General features: G+C 59.8%; 27 protein-coding genes. 14 read left to right on the forward strand and 13 right to left on the reverse strand.

Going from position 1 to position 23,086, the window contains the following annotated elements; translation table 11 throughout:
* Positions 1–16: 16 nt before the first annotated feature.
* A complete protein-coding gene (uraH, locus tag ACOZK9_RS25395) occupies positions 17–370 on the forward strand; it encodes a hydroxyisourate hydrolase (RefSeq protein WP_152750733.1) in 354 nt (117 codons plus the stop codon).
* Positions 371–442: 72 nt separating this feature from the next.
* Here uraH and ACOZK9_RS25400 read toward each other — a convergent pair whose 3' ends face one another.
* The 3 genes from ACOZK9_RS25400 to ACOZK9_RS25410 all read right to left on the reverse strand — a co-directional run bounded on the left by ACOZK9_RS25400 (position 443) and on the right by ACOZK9_RS25410 (position 3,210).
* The gene (locus ACOZK9_RS25400) at positions 443–1,084 is read right to left on the reverse strand and encodes a LysE family translocator (RefSeq protein WP_058414219.1); all 642 of its coding nucleotides are present in this window, start codon (positions 1,082–1,084) and stop codon (positions 443–445) included.
* Between the two features lie 119 nt (positions 1,085–1,203).
* Positions 1,204–2,550 (reverse strand): NCS2 family permease, encoded by a 1,347-nt coding sequence (locus ACOZK9_RS25405; protein ID WP_421556837.1) that lies wholly within the window; start codon positions 2,548–2,550, stop codon positions 1,204–1,206.
* A gap of 225 nt (positions 2,551–2,775) precedes the next feature.
* Positions 2,776–3,210: a MarR family winged helix-turn-helix transcriptional regulator gene (locus tag ACOZK9_RS25410; protein WP_058414217.1), complete on the reverse strand. Its 435-nt coding sequence runs from the start codon at positions 3,208–3,210 to the stop codon at positions 2,776–2,778.
* A gap of 81 nt (positions 3,211–3,291) precedes the next feature.
* Here ACOZK9_RS25410 and ACOZK9_RS25415 point away from each other — a divergent pair, with 81 nt between their 5' ends.
* Together ACOZK9_RS25415 and ACOZK9_RS25420 are read left to right on the forward strand one after the other, a co-directional pair.
* Positions 3,292–4,458, forward strand: a complete 1,167-nt coding sequence (locus ACOZK9_RS25415; protein ID WP_421556838.1) for an aminotransferase-like domain-containing protein — start codon at positions 3,292–3,294, stop codon at positions 4,456–4,458.
* A 10-nt stretch (positions 4,459–4,468) separates the two neighbouring features.
* Complete coding sequence (locus tag ACOZK9_RS25420; protein ID WP_122249555.1) at positions 4,469–5,071, forward strand: glutathione S-transferase family protein; 603 nt, start codon at positions 4,469–4,471, stop codon at positions 5,069–5,071.
* A gap of 62 nt (positions 5,072–5,133) precedes the next feature.
* On the opposite strand, the gene ACOZK9_RS25425 is transcribed toward ACOZK9_RS25420, so the two are convergent.
* From ACOZK9_RS25425 to ACOZK9_RS25445, 5 genes are all read right to left on the reverse strand, one after another.
* A complete protein-coding gene (locus ACOZK9_RS25425) occupies positions 5,134–5,505 on the reverse strand; it encodes a glutathione S-transferase N-terminal domain-containing protein (RefSeq protein ID WP_058414214.1) in 372 nt (123 codons plus the stop codon).
* 102 nt (positions 5,506–5,607) lie between these two features.
* Positions 5,608–6,153: a GTP cyclohydrolase I FolE gene (gene folE / locus ACOZK9_RS25430; protein ID WP_058414213.1), complete on the reverse strand. Its 546-nt coding sequence runs from the start codon at positions 6,151–6,153 to the stop codon at positions 5,608–5,610.
* A 78-nt stretch (positions 6,154–6,231) separates the two neighbouring features.
* Positions 6,232–6,789 carry a Smr/MutS family protein gene (locus ACOZK9_RS25435; protein WP_058414212.1) on the reverse strand — a complete coding sequence of 186 codons (558 nt, stop codon included), beginning with the start codon at positions 6,787–6,789 and terminating at the stop codon, positions 6,232–6,234.
* 74 nt (positions 6,790–6,863) lie between these two features.
* On the reverse strand, positions 6,864–7,187 hold the full coding sequence (locus ACOZK9_RS25440; protein ID WP_058414211.1) for a hypothetical protein: 324 nt from the start codon (positions 7,185–7,187) through the stop codon (positions 6,864–6,866).
* A 146-nt stretch (positions 7,188–7,333) separates the two neighbouring features.
* Complete coding sequence (locus ACOZK9_RS25445) at positions 7,334–7,924, reverse strand: cysteine hydrolase family protein (RefSeq protein WP_122249553.1); 591 nt, start codon at positions 7,922–7,924, stop codon at positions 7,334–7,336.
* Between the two features lie 238 nt (positions 7,925–8,162).
* Between ACOZK9_RS25445 and prmB the strand changes: the two genes are divergently transcribed.
* Entirely contained in the window at positions 8,163–9,071 is a 909-nt protein-coding gene (gene prmB, locus ACOZK9_RS25450; RefSeq protein ID WP_058414209.1) for a 50S ribosomal protein L3 N(5)-glutamine methyltransferase, read from the forward strand.
* Positions 9,072–9,211: 140 nt separating this feature from the next.
* Here prmB and ACOZK9_RS25455 read toward each other — a convergent pair whose 3' ends face one another.
* Positions 9,212–10,018 (reverse strand): hypothetical protein, encoded by an 807-nt coding sequence (locus ACOZK9_RS25455; protein ID WP_421556839.1) that lies wholly within the window; start codon positions 10,016–10,018, stop codon positions 9,212–9,214.
* A 99-nt stretch (positions 10,019–10,117) separates the two neighbouring features.
* The gene (locus tag ACOZK9_RS25460; RefSeq protein ID WP_152745596.1) at positions 10,118–11,080 is read right to left on the reverse strand and encodes an alpha/beta hydrolase; all 963 of its coding nucleotides are present in this window, start codon (positions 11,078–11,080) and stop codon (positions 10,118–10,120) included.
* A 143-nt stretch (positions 11,081–11,223) separates the two neighbouring features.
* Between ACOZK9_RS25460 and aroC the strand changes: the two genes are divergently transcribed.
* The 4 genes from aroC (at position 11,224) to ACOZK9_RS25480 (ending at position 14,570) form a co-directional block, all read left to right on the forward strand.
* Positions 11,224–12,315 (forward strand): chorismate synthase, encoded by a 1,092-nt coding sequence (gene aroC / locus ACOZK9_RS25465; RefSeq protein ID WP_058414206.1) that lies wholly within the window; start codon positions 11,224–11,226, stop codon positions 12,313–12,315.
* An 85-nt stretch (positions 12,316–12,400) separates the two neighbouring features.
* On the forward strand, positions 12,401–13,564 hold the full coding sequence (locus ACOZK9_RS25470) for an MFS transporter (RefSeq protein WP_152745603.1): 1,164 nt from the start codon (positions 12,401–12,403) through the stop codon (positions 13,562–13,564).
* Positions 13,561–14,091 carry an acireductone dioxygenase gene (locus tag ACOZK9_RS25475; protein ID WP_421556840.1) on the forward strand — a complete coding sequence of 177 codons (531 nt, stop codon included), beginning with the start codon at positions 13,561–13,563 and terminating at the stop codon, positions 14,089–14,091. The genes ACOZK9_RS25470 and ACOZK9_RS25475 overlap by 4 nt, the downstream gene beginning before the upstream one ends.
* Positions 14,092–14,300: 209 nt before the next feature.
* Positions 14,301–14,570, forward strand: coding sequence for a response regulator transcription factor (locus ACOZK9_RS25480; protein ID WP_058414204.1), 270 nt, complete (start codon positions 14,301–14,303; stop codon positions 14,568–14,570).
* Positions 14,571–14,647: 77 nt separating this feature from the next.
* On the opposite strand, the gene ACOZK9_RS25485 is transcribed toward ACOZK9_RS25480, so the two are convergent.
* Entirely contained in the window at positions 14,648–14,926 is a 279-nt protein-coding gene (locus tag ACOZK9_RS25485) for a DUF3509 domain-containing protein (protein ID WP_048721059.1), read from the reverse strand.
* 396 nt (positions 14,927–15,322) lie between these two features.
* Here ACOZK9_RS25485 and ACOZK9_RS25490 point away from each other — a divergent pair, with 396 nt between their 5' ends.
* From ACOZK9_RS25490 to ACOZK9_RS25510, 5 genes are all read left to right on the forward strand, one after another.
* On the forward strand, positions 15,323–17,149 hold the full coding sequence (locus ACOZK9_RS25490) for a long-chain-acyl-CoA synthetase (RefSeq protein ID WP_421556841.1): 1,827 nt from the start codon (positions 15,323–15,325) through the stop codon (positions 17,147–17,149).
* A gap of 109 nt (positions 17,150–17,258) precedes the next feature.
* The gene (locus tag ACOZK9_RS25495; RefSeq protein ID WP_058414202.1) at positions 17,259–17,774 is read left to right on the forward strand and encodes an ankyrin repeat domain-containing protein; all 516 of its coding nucleotides are present in this window, start codon (positions 17,259–17,261) and stop codon (positions 17,772–17,774) included.
* Between the two features lie 41 nt (positions 17,775–17,815).
* Positions 17,816–18,346, forward strand: coding sequence for a hypothetical protein (locus tag ACOZK9_RS25500; RefSeq protein WP_058414201.1), 531 nt, complete (start codon positions 17,816–17,818; stop codon positions 18,344–18,346).
* Between the two features lie 68 nt (positions 18,347–18,414).
* Positions 18,415–18,606, forward strand: coding sequence for a PLDc N-terminal domain-containing protein (locus tag ACOZK9_RS25505; protein WP_003172956.1), 192 nt, complete (start codon positions 18,415–18,417; stop codon positions 18,604–18,606).
* 389 nt (positions 18,607–18,995) lie between these two features.
* Positions 18,996–21,083: an LTA synthase family protein gene (locus tag ACOZK9_RS25510; protein WP_122249549.1), complete on the forward strand. Its 2,088-nt coding sequence runs from the start codon at positions 18,996–18,998 to the stop codon at positions 21,081–21,083.
* A 51-nt stretch (positions 21,084–21,134) separates the two neighbouring features.
* Here the strand turns inward: ACOZK9_RS25510 and ACOZK9_RS25515 are convergent, their stop codons facing one another.
* Positions 21,135–21,287, reverse strand: a complete 153-nt coding sequence (locus tag ACOZK9_RS25515; RefSeq protein WP_015885095.1) for a DUF3309 family protein — start codon at positions 21,285–21,287, stop codon at positions 21,135–21,137.
* 331 nt (positions 21,288–21,618) lie between these two features.
* Between ACOZK9_RS25515 and ACOZK9_RS25520 the strand changes: the two genes are divergently transcribed.
* On the forward strand, positions 21,619–22,434 hold the full coding sequence (locus tag ACOZK9_RS25520) for an SDR family oxidoreductase (RefSeq protein ID WP_421556842.1): 816 nt from the start codon (positions 21,619–21,621) through the stop codon (positions 22,432–22,434).
* Positions 22,435–22,606: 172 nt separating this feature from the next.
* On the opposite strand, the gene ACOZK9_RS25525 is transcribed toward ACOZK9_RS25520, so the two are convergent.
* On the reverse strand, positions 22,607–23,086 hold a 480-nt coding region (locus ACOZK9_RS25525), incomplete at its 5' end, for a hypothetical protein (RefSeq protein WP_421556843.1).

Here is a 23,086-nt window from a genome sequence, read left to right on the forward strand (position 1 = left end):
GAGGCGCATAGACGCCATGGGACGTTTGACCACACACGTTTTGGACGCCGCGCACGGGTGCCCCGGCAGCGCAATCAAGGTTGAGCTGTACCGCGTCGAAGGCACGCAACTGGTGCAGGTGGCGAGCGCCGTGACCAACAATGACGGGCGCTGCGACGCGCCCTTGTTGCAAGGCGACGACTACCGCAGCGGCGTGTACCAACTGCACTTCAGCGCTGGCGATTACTACCGCGCGCGTGGCGTGCAATTGCCGGAACCGGCGTTTCTTGACGTGGTGGTACTGCGCTTCGGCATCAGCGCCGAACAGGACCACTACCACGTACCGTTGCTGCTTTCGCCTTACAGCTACTCCACCTATCGCGGTAGCTGATCTCGGCGCCTGGTTAGCTTGGCCCGCTCACACAGCGGGCTTTTTTATGCGCGGCGCAAGGTTCTGGCGTGGTTAAAGCGCACCCGCTCGAACCTTGATCAGCGAGGCAATGCCGGCGCAACTGAAGAGTGCCGCACTCACGCGGTTGAACCAGCTTTGGCCTGCGCCGCTGCGCAGATAGCGCGCGGCGCCATGCGCGCCCAAACCGTAGGCCAGCTTGCACAACAGGTCGAGCACCGCCCACGTGGCGATCATGCTCAGCAGTTGCGGCACAAACGCGTGCTGGCTGTTCAGAAACTGCGGCAGGAAAGCTGCGAAAAACAGAATGTCTTTGGGGTTGCTCGCGCCCAGCACAAAGGCTCGGCCGAACAGCGCAGCAAAGCGCGGCGCCGGCAGCGCGTTCGGCACGGCGGCCGCCTGGGACGGCAGGCGCGATTGCTGCCAGCTCTGCCAGGCAAGGTAGAACAGGTACAGCGCGCCGACAATCTTCAAGGCGCTGAACAGTTGCTCCGACGCCAGCAACAGCGCACCCAAGCCCAAGGCCGACGCGCTGAGCAAGCAGATCGAGGCAAATACCCCGCCCAAAAACGCCGGGTATGAACGGCGCAGGCCGTAATTCAGGCTATTGCTGATCATCAACAGCGACAGCGGGCCTGGAATCAGGATCACAATCAGTGCAGCGCCGCTGAACAGCAGCCAGGTTTCCAGGGTCATTTACAGTCCTCCAATCGTCCAAAAGCCTCACCCAATACAGCAATCGGGCCGCGCCTTACCTGTGGCGAGCGGGCTTGCGCGCTGGGCTGCGCAGCGGCCCCAAAAATTCAACTACCGCATTACAGGAACGCAAACTTCGCGATAAATATCACGCACAGCACCCACAAACTCACGGAAATTTCGCGGTACTTGCCGGTGCCTGCCTTGAGCGCCACATACGTGATAAAGCCCAAGGCGATACCGTCGGCGACCGAGAATGTCAGCGGCATCATGATCGCCGTCACGATCGCCGGAATGCTGTCGGTGGCCTCATCCCAATTGATGTGCGCCATGCTTGCCATCATCAGCATCGCCACGTAAATCAGCGCACCGGCGGTGGCGTAAGCAGGGATCATGCCGGCCAGCGGTGCAAAAAACATCGCCGCCACAAACAACACGCCCACGGTGACGGCCGTCAGCCCGGTGCGCCCACCCGCGGCCACACCGGCGGCACTTTCTACGTAGCTGGTCACCGGTGGCACACCGACCATGGCGCCGAATACGCTGGACGCGCTGTCGGCCTTCAAGGCGCGCGACAGGTTATGAATCTTGCCATCGGCATTCACTAGCCCGGCGCGCTGTGCAACGCCCATCAGCGTACCGGCGGTGTCGAACATGTGCACAAACAGGAAGGCGAAAACCACGCTGATCATACTCACATGGAATACACCCTTGATGTCCATCGCCATCCAGGTCGGTGCCAAGCTCGGCGGCGTGGAGAGAATGCCGTTGTAGTGCACCAGGCCCAAGCCCCAACCGGCCAGCGTTACGGCGATGATGCTGATGAGGATCGCGCCGAATACCCGGTGATAGCTGAGAATCGCGATCAGCAAAAAGCACACTGCCGCCAACAGCGGCGCGGGCTCGTGCAAGGAGCCGAGCTTGATCAGCGTGGCGGGGCTGTCGACGATGATGCCGGCGGTTTTCAGGCCAATCACCCCGAGAAACAAGCCGACGCCCGCACCCATCGCATGGCGCAGGCTCACCGGAATGCTGTTGAGCAGCCATTCGCGCACCCTTGAAAGCGTGAGGCCCATGAACAACACGCCCGAGATAAACACCGCACCCAGCGCGGTTTCCCAGTGGTAGCCCAGGGTGCCGACCACGGTGTAGGTGAAAAACGCGTTCAAGCCCATGCCCGGCGCCAGCCCCACCGGCCAGTTGGCGTACAGGCCCATCAACAGGCAGCCGAGCGCGGCGGCGATGCAAGTGGCAACGAACGCTGCGCCGTGATCAATGCCTGCGTCCGCCATGATGTTCGGGTTGACGAAGATGATGTAGGCCATGGTGATGAAGGTGGTCAGGCCGGCGATCAGCTCGGTCTTCACGGTGGTGCCATGCAAGCGCAGTTTGAACAGACGCTCCAGCCAACCGTTGTGCGGTGTGGAGAGGTCCAGCGTAGGGGCTTCGGTTTTGCGGCTATCCACAGCGAATACTCCTCAAGCGTTTTATTGTTATTGGCGGCGCCGGTCACTTGCGTGGGTAACGGCGCTTTGAGGTACTGGCGGGTTTTGTTGACTAATAGGTCAGAAACTCACGCAAAGTTGATTATGCTTTTGTATACAAATAAAGCAAATAGTGTTTTCGATTGTGTGCGCAGAAGGTGGTTTATTGTGGCGAGCCAGCCACAATAAGGCCGCTTGCCTCACGGCCTAAGGCAAGCCAGCGAGTGCCTGATTCACTGCCAGCCACCCCGCGACCGCGTCCGCCCCGGCTTCGCTGAACGCGCGCTGCAACAACTTCACCTGTTCGCGGCGCAACGCTTGCTCGAAACGCCGGCCTTCTTCGCTCAATTCGAGCAGGCGTTTACGTTTGTCGGTCTCGGACGCCACGCTGTTCACCCAGTGCATTGCCTGCAATTGGCGCAATGGCATGTTCAGCGCCTGCTTGCTCACGCCGAGTAATTCCAGCAGTTGCTTCACGCTCAATGCGGGGTAGCGCGCGATAAAAAATACGATGCGCTGGTGCACGCGGCTCAGGCCTCGGCGCTCAAGCATTTCATCGGCCTTGGCGGTGAACGCCTGGTAACCGAAGAAGAAGGCTTCCATGGCTTGCTGTTGGCTGCTTTGGTTTTTAAGGTCAAGCATATTGACGTATCTACTCAAGTCGTCGTAATTTCGGTCAACCAGTTTGACGTATTTCCTGCACGCTTTGCCACCGGTGACCTTATGGCCTTCTCTGAACGTGTTACGCGCCTCAAAAGCTCCTTGATCCGTGAAATCCTCGCCGCGGCGCAGCGCCCGGAAGTGATGTCGTTCGCCGGAGGCCTGCCCGCCGAAGCCATGCTGCCCGCGCTGAACTGGGACGACATGCCGCTGAACATCGGCCAATACGGCATGAGCGAAGGCGAGCCGCAGTTGCGTGAACTGCTCGCCGCGCAGGCGCGCGCCATTGGCGTACCGTGCCAGGCCAGCCAGGTGCTGGTGGTCAGCGGTTCCCAGCAAACACTCGACCTGGCGGCCAAACTGTATATCGACAAAGGCACGCAGATCCTGCTTGAGGGCCCGACCTACCTGGCCGCGTTGCAGATATTCCAACTGTTCGGCGCCGACTGCCTGACCGTGCAACTGGAAGCCGACGGCCCCAACCTCGCGGCCTTGCGCGCCAGCCTCGAACACCATCAACCGGCATTCATCTACCTGATCCCGACCTTCCAGAACCCATCGGCCGTGCGCTACAGCGAGGCCAAGCGCGCAGCCGTCGCCGCGTTGCTGGATGAGTTCGGCGTGACCTTGATCGAAGATGAACCTTACCGCGAGCTGACCTTCGACGGCGCCAGCGCGCAGCCCATCGCCGGGCGCCTGCAAAAGGCCAGTTGGATCTACACCGGCACCGTCTCCAAAACCTTGCTGCCCGGCCTGCGCGTCGGTTACCTGATCGCCAGCCCGGACCTGTACCCGCACCTGCTCAAGCTCAAGCAGTCTGCCGACCTGCACACCAACCGCGTCGGCCAATGGCAAGCGATGCAGTGGGTCGGCAGCGAAAAATACCAGCAACACCTGACGCAACTGCGCAGCTTTTACCGCGAGCGTCGCGATGCATTCCAGGCTGCCCTGCAGCGCCATTTCGGCGACTTGGCCGACTGGCAAACGCCGCAGGGCGGATTATTCTTCTGGCTGACCTTGAAACAACCGCTCGACACCCGCACCTTGTTGGCGCAAGCATTCGATCAGAACGTCGCATTTATGCCCGGTGAACCGTTCTTTTCCGAGCCCGACCAGCACCTTGGCTCGTTCCGGCTGAATTTCAGTCACATCGACCCGTCCCGGTTGGACGAAGGTCTCAAGCGCCTGGCCGCAGTGGTCCGTCAAGCACAGCACGCGCAAGCGGCATAAGGGGAGCCCCATGTACAAGGTTTACGGCGATTACAAGTCGGGCAATTGCTACAAGGTCAAGTTGATGCTCAACCTGTTGGGCATCGCGTATCAATGGATCGATGTCGACATCCTCAAGGGTGGCACCGAGACCCCCGAATTTTTGGCCAAGAACCCCAACGGCAAAATCCCTGTGTTGGAGTTGGAAGACGGCACCTGCCTGTGGGAATCGAATGCGATCCTCAACTTCCTCGCCGATGGCAGCGAGTTCTTGCCGACCGAGCCGCGCTTGCGCACTCAAGTATTGCAGTGGCAGTTTTTCGAGCAATACAGCCATGAGCCCTACATTGCAGTGGCGCGGTTTATCCAGTTCTACCTGAACATGCCGCAAGACCGCCTTGAGGAATACACCACCACCCACAAGCGCGGGCACAAGGCCTTGAAGGTCATGGAGCGCCAATTGCAAGCCACGCCCTACCTGGTGGGCGAGCAATATTCGATTGCCGATATAGCGCTGTACGCCTACACCCACGTGGCCCACGAGGGTGGTTTTGACCTGGCGCCGTACCCGGCCGTGCAGGCGTGGTTGACGCGCGTGGCCAGCCACCCCAAGCACGTGGCGATGCTGGGCTGATTCACCCGGTCAACGGTGGGAAGGGAGCACGCTCCCTCCCGCGTTGGCTTCGCATCGGTCGGTCAGACCGCTGCGAAGCGCTTGTCCAGGTAATCAATGATCACTTTGGAATCGTACATCCAGGTGGTCTGGCCATTCTCTTCGATACGCAGGCACGGCACTTTGATCTTGCCACCTTGCTCCAGCAGGGTTTGACGGTCGTGTGCGTTGTTCTTCGCATCCTTCAACGCCACCGGCACATTCAGGCGGTGCAGTGTGCGACGGGTCTTCACACAGAACGGGCAGGCGTGGAACTGATACAAAGTCAGGTGCTCGGCGGCGGCGTTGACCTGCGCCTGTTGTTCGGCGCTGCGCTGCTTTTTGCGTGGGCGGGTAAGGGCGTCGCCCGCGATGATGACGTGGCCGAGGCCTACTCGAAGTGCTTTGACGAACATGGCTGAAACCTCTTGCCCGATACAGAATGGGCCGCAGCTTACCTGATTTCGGAAGGCGAAAAAAAACCGGCGATGAACGCCGGTCTTTTTGTACCCAGCCGGTTACTTGATCAGGCTGAGGAATTCGCTGCGGGTGGCCGCGTTTTCGCGGAACTCACCGAGCATCACCGAGGTGATCATCGACGAATTCTGTTTTTCCACACCGCGCATCATCATGCACATGTGCTTGGCTTCAATCACCACGGCCACGCCCAGCGCGCCGGTGACTTGCATCACCGCATCGGCGATCTGGCGGCTGAGGTTTTCCTGGATCTGCAGGCGGCGCGCATACATGTCGACAATGCGCGCGACCTTGGACAGGCCCAGCACTTTGCCGCTCGGGATATACGCGACGTGAGCCTTGCCGATAAACGGCAGCAGGTGGTGTTCGCACAACGAGTACAACTCGATGTCCTTGACCAGCACCATTTCGCTGTTGTCAGAGCTGAACAAGGCACCATTGGTGACCTCTTCGAGGGTCTGTGCATAACCGCGGCAAAGGTACTGCATTGCCTTGGCGGCACGTTTTGGCGTGTCGAGCAGGCCCTCGCGGGAAACGTCCTCGCCGAGTTGGCCGAGAATGTCGGTGTAATTCTGTTCCAGGGACATGAAACTACCTGTGGGATGTTCGCAAAGCGCAAGGTTACGGTGGCGGGCACATCGCTGCAAGCCTGACGATGGCACTTGTTACTCGTCGCGGCCTTCCAGCATGGTGCGCTTGAGCATCACATACACCGCACCCGCGCCACCGTGGCGCGCCTGGCACGAGGTAAAGCCGAGTACCTGGGCATGCTGGCGCAGCCAGGTGTTGACGTGGCTCTTGATCATCGGCCGTTTGCCGTCCAGCCGCACGGCTTTGCCGTGAGTGACGCGCACGCAGCGGATTTCGAATTTAGTCGCTTCGGCAAGAAACGCCCAGAGGGTTTCGCGGGCTTTTTCGACGTTCATGCCGTGCAGGTCGAGGCTGCCTTCGAAGGGGATCTGGCCGATCTTGAGCTTGCGCATCTGGCTTTCCTGCACGCCGTCACGCGCCCACATCAGCTCGTCTTCGGGGCCGACGTCGATCACGAACTGGTCCGACAAACCATCCACGGTGGTGGCATCGGTGCGCACGGTTGCGGCCTGGCGCAGCTTGGCGATCTGCGCCCGGTCAGCCTTGGGTTTGCCGGTATCGGCACGGTCGTGCTTGATCGGCTTGACGCCGCGCAGCTCGTTTTTGAACAGGGAAAAATCGTCGTCTTGCATGTCAGCCTCCGCGAAGGGCGGGCAGTTTACCTAATCGCGGCGGCCAGGGCGCAGGAAACGCTATCCAAGCGCCATCAGTCGTGCTTTTTCATCAAGTGCGAAGCGATGTTCAGCGACAACGGTTGGCGCATCCGCCGACGGCTGCGACGCCACAACCACACGCCCAGCCACACCACCAGCAGGCCCATGACCAACAGCAGAGCCGAGCCGCCCGGGCTCGCATTCAGCTCGCCAAGTGCCGGTGAATGCCCCACTAAACCGGCGCCACCAGCACCCGCCAGCAGCAAACCTACCATTGCCAGCAGCGCGGCAAAGCCGGCCACCAGGCGCAGACGCCAGTTGCTCGGGCCCTTGGGGCGCAAGCGACGAGCATCAAATCCACCATCGGATATCTTCATTCCGACCTTTCCTCCAGGGTATCGGCCCTTCGACCGGAAGATACACAGGTTGTTCCAGTGCCCGAGGTAAATGCGCCAAATGAGCGGGCCTTGCGCATGAGCGGGGTAATAAACACGCCGCGCCGCTCATCGGAAGTGCGATCAGGTCAGATAAGGTCTTTGGTCGACGCGAGGGTCGCGAAGTTGTCGGCCATTATGGCCATTTCGGTCTGTTGCACGTGCTCGGCACTCAGCACGCCGTCTTTACAGGGCAAGTCGCGAGTGGCGCAGGCGTCTTCGACCAAGGTGCAGCGAAAGCCCAGGTTCTTGGCCGCGCGCACCGTGGTGCTGACGCTGGAGTGGCTCATGAACCCACACACGATCAGGTCGAGCGAGCCGAGGTCTTGCAGGTGTTTTTCCAGGCCGGTGCCATGAAAGGCGCTGGGCAGCAACTTGCCGATGATGGTTTCGTCGCCGAGCGGCTCAAGGCCTGCAATGAATTCGCCGCGCTCGCCCTGCGGGTCGAACAGACCGCCGACGGTGCCCAAATGGCGCACATGCACAATCGGGCGCCCGGCGCTGCGCGCTGCGGCCACCAGTTGCTTGATGTTGCCCACCGCCGCGTCCATGCCGGAAAGGGCGAGTGGGCCGCTGAGGTATTCCTTCTGGGCGTCGATGATCAGGAGGGTCGCGTGGTTCAGGTTGGCTGCTGCGTAACCGCGACCGCTGAGTTGAAACATCGTCTTTGGAACGGACATTCTGGGGCTCCTGTGAGTGGGGCTTTTGTGACATTGTCCACTGGCTGAGCGGTTCTGTGAATCGCTACCATCGTAAGGTACGCCGTTATTGACGTGCAGCCCTGTCAAGTAGGCAGCGTGTTTACCCCGGCGATGGCAAACTGGATGAAATCCGACGCACGGCGAAGGGCTTTCGTACGTCGTCGGTGCAGACGAAGGCTGATAGAATCGCCAGTCGTTTTTTCCAGGAGCTTGCCCCGTGATCACATCCCGCCTGCGCACGTTGCGCGACCACATCCGTTGGGCTGTCAGCCGTTTCCATGGGGAAGACCTGTTTTTCGGGCATGGCACCGACAATGCCTGGGACGAAGCCCGGCAATTGGTGCTCGGTGCCTTGCACCTGCCGTGGGAAATCGCCGACAGCTACCTGGATTGCAACCTGGAAGAAGAAGAGATCTCCCACGTGCAGCGCTTGTTGCATCGCCGTATACACGACCGCGTGCCCACCGCTTACCTGTTGAAGGAAGCCTGGTTCTGCGGCATGTCGTTTATCGTCGATGAACGCGTGTTGATCCCGCGCTCACCGATTGGCGAGCTGATCGAACAGCGTTTTCAACCGTGGCTGGCCCAGCCGCCAGCGCGCATCCTCGACCTGTGCACAGGGTCTGGTTGCATCGGCATCGCCTGTGCTTATGAGTTCCAGAATGCCGAAGTGGTGCTGGGCGACTTGTCCTATGAGGCGTTGGAGGTGGCTAATCAGAACATCGAGCGCCATGGTGTCGACGAGCGCGTTTACACGGTGCAGGGCGATGGTTTTGATGGCCTGCCGGGGCAGCGCTTTGACTTGATTGTGTCGAACCCGCCGTACGTGGATGCCGAAGACTTTGCCGACATGCCGGATGAGTATCAGCACGAGCCGGAGTTGGGTCTGGCCTGTGGCGATGACGGTTTGAACCTGGTGCGGCGCATGCTGGCCGAGGCCGCGGAGCATTTGACCGAGAAAGGCTTGTTGATTGTTGAGGTGGGCAACAGCCAGGTGCATGTTGAGGCGTTGTACCCGGAGGTGGACTTTGCCTGGCTGGAGTTCCAGCGTGGCGGGCACGGGGTGTTTATGTTGACGGCCGAGCAATGCCGCGAGCATCAAGCGGTGTTTGCGGCTCGGGTCTGACCGCCGCTTGCGCGGTCAAATGTGTGAGCGGGCTTGCTCGCGATAGCGGTGTGTCAGGTAGATATTTTTCAACTGACACACTGCAATCGCGAGCAAGCCCGCTCCCACAAAAGCCCGTTTGATCCAAGGTCAATCGCCGCTTACCGATGCGTCGCAATCCAGATCAACAAGCCCGCCTGAAACACGGTAAACGCCACCAAACAGGTAATGGTAAAGCGCAGGCCGGTGTCCTCGCGCTTGAATTTGGTGACTTTTTCCTCTTCCTTGCGCAGCTTTACTTCGTGCTCCGCCAGGTTATGCTCGGCCTGTTGCAGCATCTGCGCAGCTTCCAGAATCTCGACGAACTGCACCTTCTCAGTGTTCCAACTGTCCAGCACATCGCCGACTCTGCCTGGCTGCACTTTACCCTTAAGGTGCTGCACATCGGCGTAGGCCACATCAAAACCGTGGATACGCAGAAAGTGGTCGCGACGCAGGCGGGTCGCTTCGTTCAGCGCGTCCTTGTTGGATAAGTCCACGCCGTCGACGCGGTAGTCCGACCACTTCTTTTTCGCCCACGCGGCGGCTTGGGCTACCAGGAAACGGCCGATTCCCCGGTTGGCCGGTTCGATTTCCAGGCTGGTACCCGGACCGAAATGCACGCGGCGTTCATCGTGATCCACCCAGATGTCCAGGTGGTTCTGCTCGCGGCGCACGCGCTGGCCCGGCAACTGGATGATCATGCGCAACAGGCTGTGGTGTTTATCGTGCCGCTCGGCATAACCGAATTGCACAAACCGCAACGGTCGCACGCCGGTGGCGCGGTCTGTGGCCAGTGGTGCCAGGCGCAGCAGCTTGAAGTGTTCAGCGTGCACGTCCGCCCACGGCAGGGCTGGGGCCTCAACGGCTTCGGCGTTTTCGGCCGGGGTGTCGGCACTCTGTTCGGGTAATGCTTGTGTGGTTGTCATGCGCTGCGATCCTGTCCAAGCCCTGCGGGTCGGCAGTCTTTTTACTGTCGACCCTGGGCTTATCGGCCGCTTTTTCCAGGACTGGAGGCAACGAGTCGTTTAACGCGGTTGAAGCCCTTGGATAAAACGCACGATGCGCTCGCCCAGCTCGGCGGCGAGCGGGAGTTTTGGGTCGTTGTAGGACTCCAACTGCTCCTTCACGTCCTTGGGCACGATACGCATGACATGGTTCATGCCTTCGATCACGGTCAGCTCTGCGTCGGGCTTGGCGTTTTTCAGCTGCCGGGCATCTGCGACGCCCACTTGAATATCGTGGGTGCCCTGGATGATCAGCGCGGGCATGTTCAGTTTGGCGAAGGCGGCCGACGGATCGGCGCGAAACAGGCTGATCAGATAAGGCTGTACGCTCGGTCGGAAAATACCCTCCAGCGGGCGCGGCACATCGGCATCCACTTGGCCGGCCTTGAGGTGGTCGAGTATTTCATTGCTGCGCAGCAACAGGGCGGGGGGCAGATGGTCGGCCAGTTGCTGGCGGATTACCTGGTCTACCGGGCGCGCGCTGCCGGACAGGGAAATAACACCTGCGGGATCAAGTTGCGGCGCGGCAAGTGCAGCGACCAGCGCGCCTTCGCTGTGGCCCAGCACGATCAGCGGGCCCAGGCGCTTGTCGGTTTTGAGCTGCTTGCCCCAGGCCACCGCGTCGGCCACGTAGGCGTCCAGGGTCAGGTTGCGTTCGTCGGGGGTGGCGGCGAGGCTGGCGGCCACGCCGCGCTTGTCATAGCGCACGCTGGCGATGTTGTGCCGCGCCAGTACCCAGGCCAGGCGCTTGAGGCTGTCGTTGCGCGCGCCGTCGGCACTGTTGCCGTTGCGGTCGGTAGGGCCGGAACCGGCAATGATCAACACCACGGGGACTGGCGCGTCGGATTTGGGCAATAACAGCGAGCCAAACAGCTCGCCGCTGCCGGTGTCGAGGCTGATCGGCCGTTGCAGCACGACGGGGGAGGCGGCGAAGCCAAGGCTGGAAAACAGAGTGAGGGTCAAAAGCAGAACTCGCAGCATCATCGCGCCATCATTGGGGAGGTGCCGGTTGGACCAACGTCTACCGGTAAGGTTTCGAGGATGAACTAGTCGGTTAGCCTGCGTATACTGCCCGCCTTAAGTTATTACGGTTGACTTGATTCAACTGATTTCACGGAGCGCCCTGCATGTCCGGCAATACCTTCGGCAAGCTGTTCACAGTCACCACCGCCGGCGAAAGCCATGGCGCGGCGTTGGTCGCCATTGTCGACGGCTGCCCGCCAGGCCTTGAGCTGTGCCTGGAAGACCTGCAGCGTGACCTTGACCGCCGCAAGCCCGGCACCAGCCGCCACACCACGCAGCGCCAGGAGCCCGACGAAGTCGAGATAGTCTCCGGTGTGTTCGAGGGCCGCACCACCGGTTGCGCCATCGGCCTGCTGATCCGCAACACCGACCAGAAGTCCAAGGACTACTCGGCGATCAAGGACCTGTTCCGCCCGGCCCACGCCGATTACACCTACCATCACAAATACGGCGAGCGCGATTACCGTGGCGGTGGCCGCAGCTCGGCCCGCGAAACCGCAATGCGCGTGGCTGCCGGTGCGATTGCCAAGAAATACCTGGCGACCCAGGGCATCGTCGTTCGTGGCTATATGAGCCAACTCGGCCCGATCGAAATTCCGTTCAAAACGTGGGACAGCGTCGACGACAATGCGTTTTTCAGCCCCGACCCCGACAAAGTGCCGGAACTGGAAGCCTACATGGACCAGTTGCGCCGCGATCAGGACTCCGTGGGCGCCAAGATCACCGTGGTCGCCGAGGGCGTCAAACCGGGCCTGGGCGAGCCGATCTTCGACCGCCTCGACGCCGAACTCGCGCATGCCTTGATGAGCATCAACGCGGTGAAAGGCGTTGAAATCGGCGCCGGTTTCGCCTGTGTTTCGCAGCGCGGCACCGAACACCGCGATGAACTCACGCCGCAGGGTTTTCTCAGCAACAACGCGGGCGGCATCCTCGGCGGCATTTCTTCCGGCCAGCCGATTGTTGCGCACCTGGCGTTGAAAGCCACGTCGAGCATCACCACCCCGGGCCGTTCGATCGACGTACACGGCAACGCGGTCGAGGTGATCACCAAGGGTCGTCACGACCCGTGCGTGGGCATCCGTGCCACACCGATTGCCGAGGCGATGATGGCCATCGTGCTGATGGACCACCTGCTGCGCAACCGTGGGCAAAACGCCGATGTGCGCGTAACCACCCCGGTGCTGGGCCAACTGTGACCGCATGCGGCAAGCAAGCTCCCAGTGACGAGCGCGCTTGCTCGCATTGGGCCGCGCAGCGGCCCCCTGCAACCCCACACTTATGCTGACTCCAGCCCTCCCATACTGGCGCCTCTGCAGCTTCTACCTGTTCTACTTCGCCCTGCTGGGGGCGACCGCGCCATTCCTGGCGCTGTACTTCAACCACCTCGGGTTCTCCAGCGCACGCATCGGCGAGTTGGTGGCCATCCCCATGTTGATGCGCTGCGTGGCGCCGAACCTGTGGGGCTGGCTCGGCGACTACACCGGTCGGCGCCTGGCCATCGTACGGTTTGGCGCGGTGTGCACCCTGGCCAGCTTTTCGCTGATATTCGTCAGCAAAACCTACGCCTGGCTGGCCTTGGTGATGGCGCTGCATGCGTTCTTCTGGCACGCCGTATTGCCGCAGTTTGAAGTGATCACGCTGGCCCATCTGCAAAAAAATACCGCACGCTACAGCCAGCTCCGGCTGTGGGGTTCCATCGGTTTTATCCTCACCGTAGTGATCATGGGGCGTGTGTTCGACGGGTTGAGCCTGGACATTTACCCGGTGGTGGTCGTGGTGATCATGGCCGGTATTATTGGCGCGAGCCTGTGGGTGCCGAACGCGCAGCCCGCCACCCACGGCAATCGTCTGGCGGGCGAGGGGTTCCTCACGCAACTGCGCAGCCCCGGGGTGCTGGCGTTTTATGCCTGCGTGGCGCTGATGCAACTGAGTCATGGCCCGTATTACACGTTCCTCACGCTGCACCTCGAACATTTGGGCTACAGCCGTGGCGTCATCGGCATGCTCTGGGCCTTGGGCGTGGTGGCGGAAGTGCTGATGTTCCTGGCGATGAGCCGCATCCTTGCGCGCTTTTCAGTGCGACGGGTGTTGCTGGCAAGCTTCTTGTTGGCGGCGGTACGCTGGCTGCTGCTGGGTTCATTTGCCGAGGTGTTCTGGGTGCTGCTGCTGTCCCAGCTCATGCACGCTGCCACCTTTGGCAGCTTTCATGCAGCGGCGGTTGCCTTTGTGCAACGCAGTTTCGGCGCGCGACAGCAAGGCCAGGGCCAGGCGTTATACGCCGCCCTGTCCGGTACTGGGGGCGCGCTGGGCGCCTTGTATTCGGGTTATAGCTGGAACCTGCTGGGCCCGACGCTGACCTTCAGCATTGCGAGCATTGCGGCGCTGGCAGCCGCCGTTATCATTGGCCTTCGATTGCAAGCGCCGAACCAAGGAACCGTGCAATGAGTTATGTCGCTGTTTACCACGTCGCCACACCCGCTACCCCAAACAAGGTGTTGACCCACTTCGGCGACATCGCCGCTACCCTGGCCGAACTCGGCGTGCGGTTTGAGCGCTGGCAGCCCAGCCCCATCGAGCAGGGCGCCAGCGACGCTGAAATGATCGCGGCGTACCAACCGCAAATCGACGCCCTGGGCTACGCTGGCGCACAGGTGCTCAGTTTGACGGGCGACCCTGCGCACAACGCTGAATTGCGCGCCAGGTTGCTCAAGGCGTGCCGCTACAGCGAAGACAACGTGCAGTTTTTTATCGCCGGCCAAGGCCTGTTCTCGTTGCACGTCGGTGAGTACGTGTACGCCGTACGCTGTGAGAAAAATGACTTGTTGGTGATTCCGGCGGGCATGCCGCATTGGTTTGATATGGGTGAGAACCCCCATGTGGTGGTAATGCGTCTGTTCAATACTGCCGAAGGCTGTGAGCCAGCGTTCAGCGGCGACGGTATTGCTGCCAAGTTTCCAGGGTTGGACGATTAAGCATTCATATCTGACTGTTTAACCGCAGCACGTTGGAAATTGCTGTGGGAATAAACCCAATTCTCTGTAAGGCGCAGCTGTTTATTCTGCGCCTTATGCTTTCATCTCCGGGGTTATGTAACTCTCTCCAATCCCGATGTTTATATCGCCTGTCAATGGGAAGAATCCGAAGGGTGGTAGGGATACGTTAATAAAAAGGAGAGAGATTAATGAGTGGCCCAGAGGACTTGTGCTGTACGCAGGCTGCGGTGCCCATGGCGGTTAGACGGCGCCTGAGCTTACGCGGCAAACGCCTCACACCGACCGAGCTGGAAGTTCTGCGTTGGGCCTCAGAGGGCAAGACCGTCTGGGAAATCAGCCAGATTCGCGCCATTTCCGAGGCTACGGTGAAATTCCATCTGCGTAACATCTACGGCAAGTTGGAAGTCAGCAACCGTGTACAGGCGATGAATGAAGCGGCCCGCCAGGGCATTTGCTGAACGCATAAAAAAAAGGGCCGCAACGCTTAACGGCGTCGCGGCCCTTTTTATGTCTGGCAGCTTTTTACATCCGGCACTTATGCCGAATGGTAAGTCGGCAGGGCAAAGCGGTTCTGGCTTTGCAGCATCGAAATCTGCGGCAGGTCACTGGCTTGTTCGGCCAGGTCGCGACGAATCGCGCTGATCACCCACGTCAGTTGATCGGCAGTGTGCAGCTGTTGGTACGAAATCGAGCGCTTGACCTGCTTGCCTTCGCTATTGCGCAGGGTCAGCAGGATACCGCCGTCGGGGCGTGGCTGAGTGGTGACATCGTATTGGGAAAATACAGAAGCGAATTTATCTTGGATCAGGCTCATGTCTATCAGCTCCGTTGGCTCAAGTTGGCAAGCATGGAGTGATAGGTGCAGTGATTGTGCCAGTATTGGGTGTTCGAAAAAATCGTTATAAATCAATAACTTAAAAATTTTCACGAAATTCACTTTCGTGCAATTTGCATGAAAGGCCATCGTGCGTCCTGCATTTTGCGCTATCTAACCCGGGCATTTCACGGTTCGCTTACTGATAAAGACTGTTCACACGCCGCAAAATTCCCTGGGTACAGCGTGTGGGGCCGGGATACAAAACTTTTCAAATCCTGCGTGTACAGCCGAAGAACGGCAGGCGTATTTTCCAGCAAGGCATTCGCGCCGCCCTGGCGTCAACGCTGCGGTTGTTCTGGATCAGACAAACAATAAGAAAAAGGACGTTCCGCCATGAGTCATCAGCAAGACGACATGATCACGTGGGGCAAAATGCTGCGTAAGGTGCCGGCGATTGTTCGGGCGCTGCCGCGTGTGGTGCGCGGCATGCGCGCCGCCAATGTCACCGACCCACGGCAGCCCTGCGGCCTTGGTTGGCAGTTTGAACAGGCGGCGCTGCGCAACCCCGAGGGCGCGGCGATTTTGTACGGCGACAGCGTGCTCAGCTACCGCCAAGCCAACCAGCGTGCCAACCGCATCGCCGATTACCTGCAGGGCCAAGGCATCGGCAAGGGGGATGTGGTCGCGCTGTTTATCGAAAACCGCCCCGAGCTGCTGCTGAGCGTGCTGGCGGTGGCCAAGTCGGGCGGCATCTGCGCCATGCTCAACACCTCGCAAACCCAGGCGGCGCTGGTGCACAGCGTGAACCTGGTGAAGCCGGTGGCGATGGTGGTGGGTGCAGAATTGCTAGACGCTCACGCGGCAGTGCGCGACCACGTGGCGATCACCGCGGACAGAACCTGGTATGTCGCCGATCAACAGAGCGGCAGGCTGCCCGAGGGTTATATCGACCTGATGGCCGCGAGTGCCGACGGCTCGGTGGAAAACCCCGCCAGCACCGGGCAAGTTTTTTTCAACGACGCGTGCTTCTATATCTACACGTCCGGCACCACGGGCTTGCCCAAGGCCGGCATCATGAAGCACGGACGCTGGACCAAAACTGCGGTCAGCTTCGCCAGCATTGCCTTGAACATGTGCCCGCAAGACGTGCTGTATTGCACCTTGCCGCTGTACCACGCCACCGGGTTGTGTGTGTGCTGGGGCTCGGCCATTGTCGGAGCGTCCGGGTTCGCTATTCGGCGAAAATTCAGCGCCAGCCAGTTCTGGGAGGATGCGCGAAAATTCAACGCGACCACCTTGGGTTACGTCGGTGAATTGTGCCGCTACCTGCTCGATCAGCCAGCCGGCGCGCTGGACCGCGATAACCGTGTGACCAAGATGGTCGGCAATGGCCTGCGCCCCGGTGTGTGGGCGCAGTTCAAGCAGCGCTACGCGGTTGAGCATGTGTGCGAGCTGTATGCTGCCAGCGACGGCAATATCGGCTTTACCAATGTGCTGAACTTCGACAACACCATCGGCTTTTGCCTGCAGCAGTGGGCGCTGGTGGACTACTCCCACGAAGGCGGTGAGCCCACACGTGGTAGTGATGGTTTTATGCGCAAGGTGCAAACGGGCGGGCAGGGGCTGCTATTGGCCAAAATTGACGAAAAATCGCCGTTTGACGGCTACACCGAGCCGGAAAAGAACCGCAAGGTGGTGCTCACGGACGTGTTCGAGAAGGGTGATCGTTATTTCAATACCGGCGACCTGTTGCGCAGTATTGGCTTTGGCCACGCGCAATTTGTTGATCGCCTAGGCGATACCTACCGCTGGAAGGGCGAAAACGTCTCCACCACTGAAGTCGAGAACGTCTTGCTGCAGCACCCGCAGATCGCCGAAGTGGTGGCTTACGGCGTCGAGATCGACAACACCAATGGCCGCGCGGGCATGGTCGCCATCACCCCGAGTGAATCCCTGGCGTGCCTGGATATGCGTGAACTGCTGCAGTTCGCTCACGGACGGTTACCGCACTACGCTGTGCCGTTGTTCCTGCGGATCAAAGTGAAAATGGACACCACCGGCACGTTCAAATACCAGAAGGTACGGCTCAAGGAGGAAGCGTTCGACCCGCACAAGGCTGGCACCGACCCGGTCTATGCGTGGCTGCCGGGCGCTGACTGCTACGTCCCGGTCACCGGCGAACTGTTGGCGCAGATCCAGGGCGGGCAGTTTCGCTATTGATTGTGGTTATGCTCACTTTTGGCAAAAAAGTCATGACAGCAGGGAACTCCGTCGCGACACTGGGCGCCTTATCCAGTACTTAAAGCAGCACCCCACAAGGAGCCTCCACATGCCAGACCAGCCTAAACAAATGACCGAAGACGAAGCCGCAGCGTTTGCCGAGCAGGTCTTCGATGTCGCGCGCAAAGGCGACGCCGCCATGCTCGCCGCGTTGCTGGCCAAAGGCTTGCCGCCTAACCTGCGTAATCATAACGGCGACACGTTGTTGATGCTGTCGGCCTACCACGGCCACGTCGACGCGGTGAAAGTGCTGCTGGAATCCAAGGCCGATCCGCTGATCGCCAATGACAAGAACCAATTGCCGATGGCCGGTGCGGCGTTCAAAGGCAACCTGCCGGTGGTCAAGGCGCTGATCGAAGGCGGCGCGCCAGTAGACGCAGCCTCCTCGGACGGCCGTACAGCCTTGATGATGGCGGCAATGTTCAACCGTGTCGAAATGCTTGAGTACTTGCTCGGTCAGGGCGCCAACCCCAAGGCCACCGACGCGCAGGGTGCCACCGCACTGGCGGCGGCGCAGACCATGGGGGCCATGGACACGGCGGCGCACTTGCAGAAACTGGTGTAGGCTACGCGCCCTTTAAAACCAGCCCACCACAGGATCTCCCCATGAAAGCCGCACTCGTCGAACTCATCAGCAAAATCAGCGCCGGCGTGATGAGCGCAGACGAGGTGGCGCGCATCGCCGAAGAAGCGGCGCAGGCCTACGCTGACCCTGCGGCATTCCTGGCAGCGAACCCGGACATCAACTACGACGACTCCTTCCCGATCACGCTGGGTGAGTGGGTAGTGGTGGGCAGCTTGCCGGATACCGTGTTGTTTCAGGCCGACACCTATGGCGATTTGTTTGCGCAGATCGTCGCGTCGTTCGGCGCGGGCGTGGCGTTCAACCTCAAGCCCAAGCAGTTGGCCAAAACCGAGGACCTCACCGCGCTCAACCGTATCCAGATCCAGATGAGTGCCCTCAGCCCGGAAGATGGCGGGTATGTGCTGCTTAATTTCAGCCAGTTGCTCGATGACGAGATACAGGCCGTGTTGGTCTACGGTAATGACCTGCCGCGCGTGCTTGAATTGTGTGCCGAGGTCGGCATCAAGGCTGAACCTTCCCTCGAAGCGCTGCGCATCGCCCTACACGTCTGAAATAAAACGGAACCCCTGCCAGGGCTGGCTATCCTACAAGTTGCATGACCTCACTTAGGAGCGACACCATGGGTTCAACGTTTAATGGTCTGATTGGCCTGATCATCCTCGCGCTGGATATTTGGGCGATCATAAATGTGTTCAAAAGCGGCGCAAGCACCGGTGCCAAGGTGCTGTGGATTCTGCTGATCCTGTTGCTGCCGGTGCTGGGCCTGATCATCTGGGCAATCGCCGGGCCGCGCGGTAACGTGCGGATATAACCGCTGACTCAATGTGGGAGGGGGCTTGCTCCCGATAGCGGTGTGACAGTCACTTGTTTAATGACTAAGACACCGCCATCGGGAGCAAGCCCCCTCCCACATTTGCTTTATGTGCGCTCAGAAGATTTGTGTTTCGAAATATTCGCTGCACACAATTTTCACATCTTATCCAAGACAATTCCCCGGCTTTATGGCTCCCCCTCACGCCCTGTTTCCCACGCCACTAAAGGTGGGTCAGCGGCGCACGTTGAGTAATTAATAGCGTTGATGCCGTTGATCGGGCACCATTTGCGCCACCGCGTTAACCGCCTACCCCAGCCAGCCTGGGCGAGGGTCGGACGCAACTGCATTATTTCGCAACTTAAACTTCCAATGGGTCCTGAAACGACATGGCAAACCCGGACGCCCTGAGTCAGCAGCGAGCTTCTAATCGCCTGCTGCAACCGACCGTCAAATCCCATCTGGCGTACACGCTGCTCTGCGCACTGGTCATGATGGTGATGTTCTCCCTGCTGCGCCTGGCGCTGCTGGCCTACAACCGCGAGATGATCCTCGACACACCGGCCTCAACCTTCCTGGAAGCCTTCGGCAACGGCCTGCGCCTGGACATTCGCCTGGTGATGTACGTGCTGGTCCCGCTGCTGCTGGCGTTGTTCAGCGTTCGGGCCATGGCGGCGCGCGGGTTCTTCCGTTTGTGGCTGACCGTCGCGTCGAGCATTGCGCTGTTCCTGGGCCTGATGGAGATGGACTTCTATCGTGAGTTCCACCAGCGCCTCAACGGCCTGGTCTTCCAGTATGTGAAAGAAGACCCGAAAACCGTGATGAGCATGCTCTGGTATGGTTTCCCGGTGGTGCGCTACCTGCTGGCCTGGGCCGTGGGCACGTTGATTCTGAGCATCGCCTTCAAGGGCGCCGACCGTGCGACGCGCCCACGCGGGCCGTTCAGCGGCGGCACTGTCGGCACGCGCCAAGTGGCGCCGTGGTACACCCGCATCGCGGTGTTCGTGGTCTGCCTGTTGGTCGCCGTGGTTGCCATCCGTGGCACCTTGCGCCAGGGCCCGCCGCTGCGTTGGGGTGATGTTTACACCACCGATTCGAACTTCGCCAACCAGTTGGGCTTGAACGGCACCCTGTCGCTGATCGCTGCGGCCAAGTCGCGCTTCTCCGAAGACCGCTCGAACATCTGGAAAGCCACCCTGGAGCAACCGCTGGCCACCCAGACCGTGCGTGACATGCTGTTGCTGCCGCAAGAAAAGCTGGTGGATGCCGACACTGCCGCCGTACGCCGTGACTACACGCCGCCGGCCGAGAAAACCCTGCCGATCAAGAACGTCGTCGTGATCCTGATGGAAAGCTTCGCCGGGCACTCGGTGGGCGCCTTGGGTCGCCCCGGCAATATCACGCCGGCCTTCGACAAGTTGTCCAAGGAAGGTTTGCTGTTCGACCGCTTCTTCTCCAACGGCACCCACACCCACCAGGGTATGTTTGCCACCATGGCCTGCTTCCCGAACCTGCCGGGCTTCGAATACCTGATGCAAACCCCGGAAGGCAGCCACAAGCTGTCGGGCCTGCCGCAGTTGCTCAGCGCGCGCAAGTTTGACGACGTGTATGTCTACAATGGCGACTTCGCCTGGGACAACCAGTCGGGCTTCTTCAGCAACCAGGGCATGACCAACTTCATCGGGCGTAATGACTTCGTTAACCCGGTGTTCTCCGACCCGACGTGGGGCGTGTCCGACCAGGACATGTTCAACCGTGGCCTCGAAGAACTGAAGGCCCGCGAAGGCGGCAAGCCGTTCTACGCACTCCTGCAAACCCTCTCCAACCACACGCCGTACGCGTTGCCGACGCCATTGCCGGTTGAGAAAGTCACCGACCGTGGCAGCCTCAACGAGCATTTGACGGCCATGCGTTACTCCGACTGGGCGCTGGGCCAGTTCTTTGAAAAAGCCCGTAAAGAGCCGTACTTCAAAGAGACCCTGTTCGTGGTTGTGGGTGACCACGGCTTCGGTAACGAGCAGCAGATCACCGAGATGGACCTGGGCCGCTTCAACGTGCCGATGCTGATGATTGCACCGGGCATGCAGGAGAAGTTCGGCCAGCGTGACCACACCGTGGGTACGCAGATCGACATCGTGCCAACCATCATGGGCCGCCTGGGCGGCGACACCTTGCACCAGTGCTGGGGCCGTGACCTGCTCAACCTGCCGGAAGGCGACAAGGGCTTTGGCGTAATCAAGCCGTCGGGCAGCGACCAGACCGTAGCGCTGGTCACAGATGACCGCGTGCTGGTATTGCCGAAGGAAATGCCGCCGAAGCTGTGGTCCTACGAACTGGGCGCTAACCCGACCGGTAAGTTAATTTCCGAGTCACCGGACGAAGCGGCGTTGAAGCAGAAACTCGATTCGTTCCTGCAGACGGCCACCAAGAGCCTGTTGGATAACACTGCCGGTGTAGTTGACGGCAAGCCCGACTAACTAACCGACGAAAAAAAAGAGGCCATTAAGGCCTCTTTTTTTGTCCGGCTTTTATATCCGGCCGAGCAACAACAGCACCAGCAGCACCACCAGCACAACACCGAGGATACCCGACGGGCCATAGCCCCAGTTACGCGAGTGCGGGAACACCGGCAGGCCGCCGACCAGCAGCAGGATGAGGATGATGATTAGAATGAGGCTCATGTTTTATTTCCTTATAGGCCTTCTTCAAGGACCGGTTATTTAACGTTGGGACCGCACACTGTAAATGCGAGCGCGTTAACAACTCCGACTGTACGACCGGGTAAAAAATTCCGTGATTTCTTAAAGCATTTCGCAAACATGTTTATTTCTTTTAACCCGTTGGCACTTACCACACGTTAGTTGAGAAATATTGAACTTACGCGTTAAGTCGTCCTCGCACCCGGCCTTGGGTTTGCTCAAGGCATTCATCAATTGGATGGTGCGTGGGTGCGGTAAAAACCTTCGCTACACTGCGGATCACTTCTACTGTGAACCACAAGGCTACTGTCCTATGCAAAATCGCATGATGATCACCGGCGCCGGGTCCGGCCTGGGTCGCGAAATCGCGCTGCGCTGGGCCCGCGAGGGTTGGCAGTTGGCCTTGTCTGACGTGAGTGAGGCGGGCTTGCAGGAAACCCTCAAGCGCGTACGCGAGGCGGGTGGCGACGGCTTTACCCAGCGCTGCGATGTGCGCGACTACAGCCAGCTCACCGCTTTTGCCCAAGCGTGCGAGGTGAAGCTGGGGGGTATTGATGTGATCGTCAACAATGCAGGGGTTGCGTCGGGTGGCTTCTTCGCCGAATTGTCCCTGGAAGACTGGGACTGGCAGATCGCGATCAACTTGATGGGCGTGGTTAAAGGCTGCAAGGCGTTTCTGCCGCTGCTGGAAAAGAGCAAGGGCCGGATTATCAACATCGCCTCGATGGCGGCGCTGATGCAGGGCCCCGCGATGAGCAATTACAACGTGGCCAAGGCGGGCGTGGTGGCGTTGTCCGAGAGTTTGCTGGTGGAACTCAAGCAGCAGGCAGTGGGCGTGCATGTGGTGTGCCCGTCGTTTTTTCAGACTAATTTGCTCGACTCGTTTCGCGGGCCTACGCCAGCGATGAAGGCGCAGGTGGGTAAGTTGCTGGAGAGTTCGCCGATCACGGCGGCGGACATCGCTGACTATATTTACCTGCGGGTGGCAGCGGGCGAGTTTATGATTTTGCCGCATGAACAGGGGCGAATGGCGTGGGCATTGAAGCAGCAGAACCCGCAGTTGTTGTATGACGAAATGACGGTGATGGCCGACAAGATGCGGGCCAAGGCGCAGACGGTTAAGGCGTAGTGTGGGCATCGTGGTTTAACGGGGCGCTTCTCAGATCAACAGCAGATCAAAAGCAACAGCACGGCGGCCTGAAAGCCGACCTGAGTGGTTGAAGCGGATCAAATGCGGCGTTGCATACACAGCAGTTTTGCTTTTGCATTTTGTGGGAGAGGGCTTGCTCCCGATAGCAGTTTTACAGTTGATACATGAATTGACTGACCCACCGCCATCGGGAGCAAGCCCCCTCCCACAGTTGACTGCATTCAGCCTGGAAGATGGGGTCGGCTTTCAGGCCGCCTGCTTTTGATTTTGAGTGGTTGAAGCGGATCAAATGCGGCTTTGCATACACAGCAGTTTTGCTTTTGCATTTTGTGGGAGGGGGCTTGCTCCCGATAGCAGTTTTACAGTTGATACATGAATTGACTGACCCACCGCCATCGGGAGCAAGCCCCTCCCACAGTTGACTGCATTCAGCCTGGAAGATGGGGTCGGCTTTCAGGCCGCCTGCTTTTGATTTTGAGTGTTTGAAGCGGATCAAATGCGGCTTTGCATACACAGCAGTTTTGCTTTTGCATTTTGTGGGAGAGGGCTTGCTCCCGATAGCAGTTTTACAGTTGATACATGAATTGACTGACCCACCGCCATCGGGAGCAAGCCCCCTCCCACAGTTGAC

It is taken from the genome of Pseudomonas kitaguniensis, assembly GCF_049199985.1.
GTDB lineage: Bacteria > Pseudomonadota > Gammaproteobacteria > Pseudomonadales > Pseudomonadaceae > Aquipseudomonas > Aquipseudomonas kitaguniensis.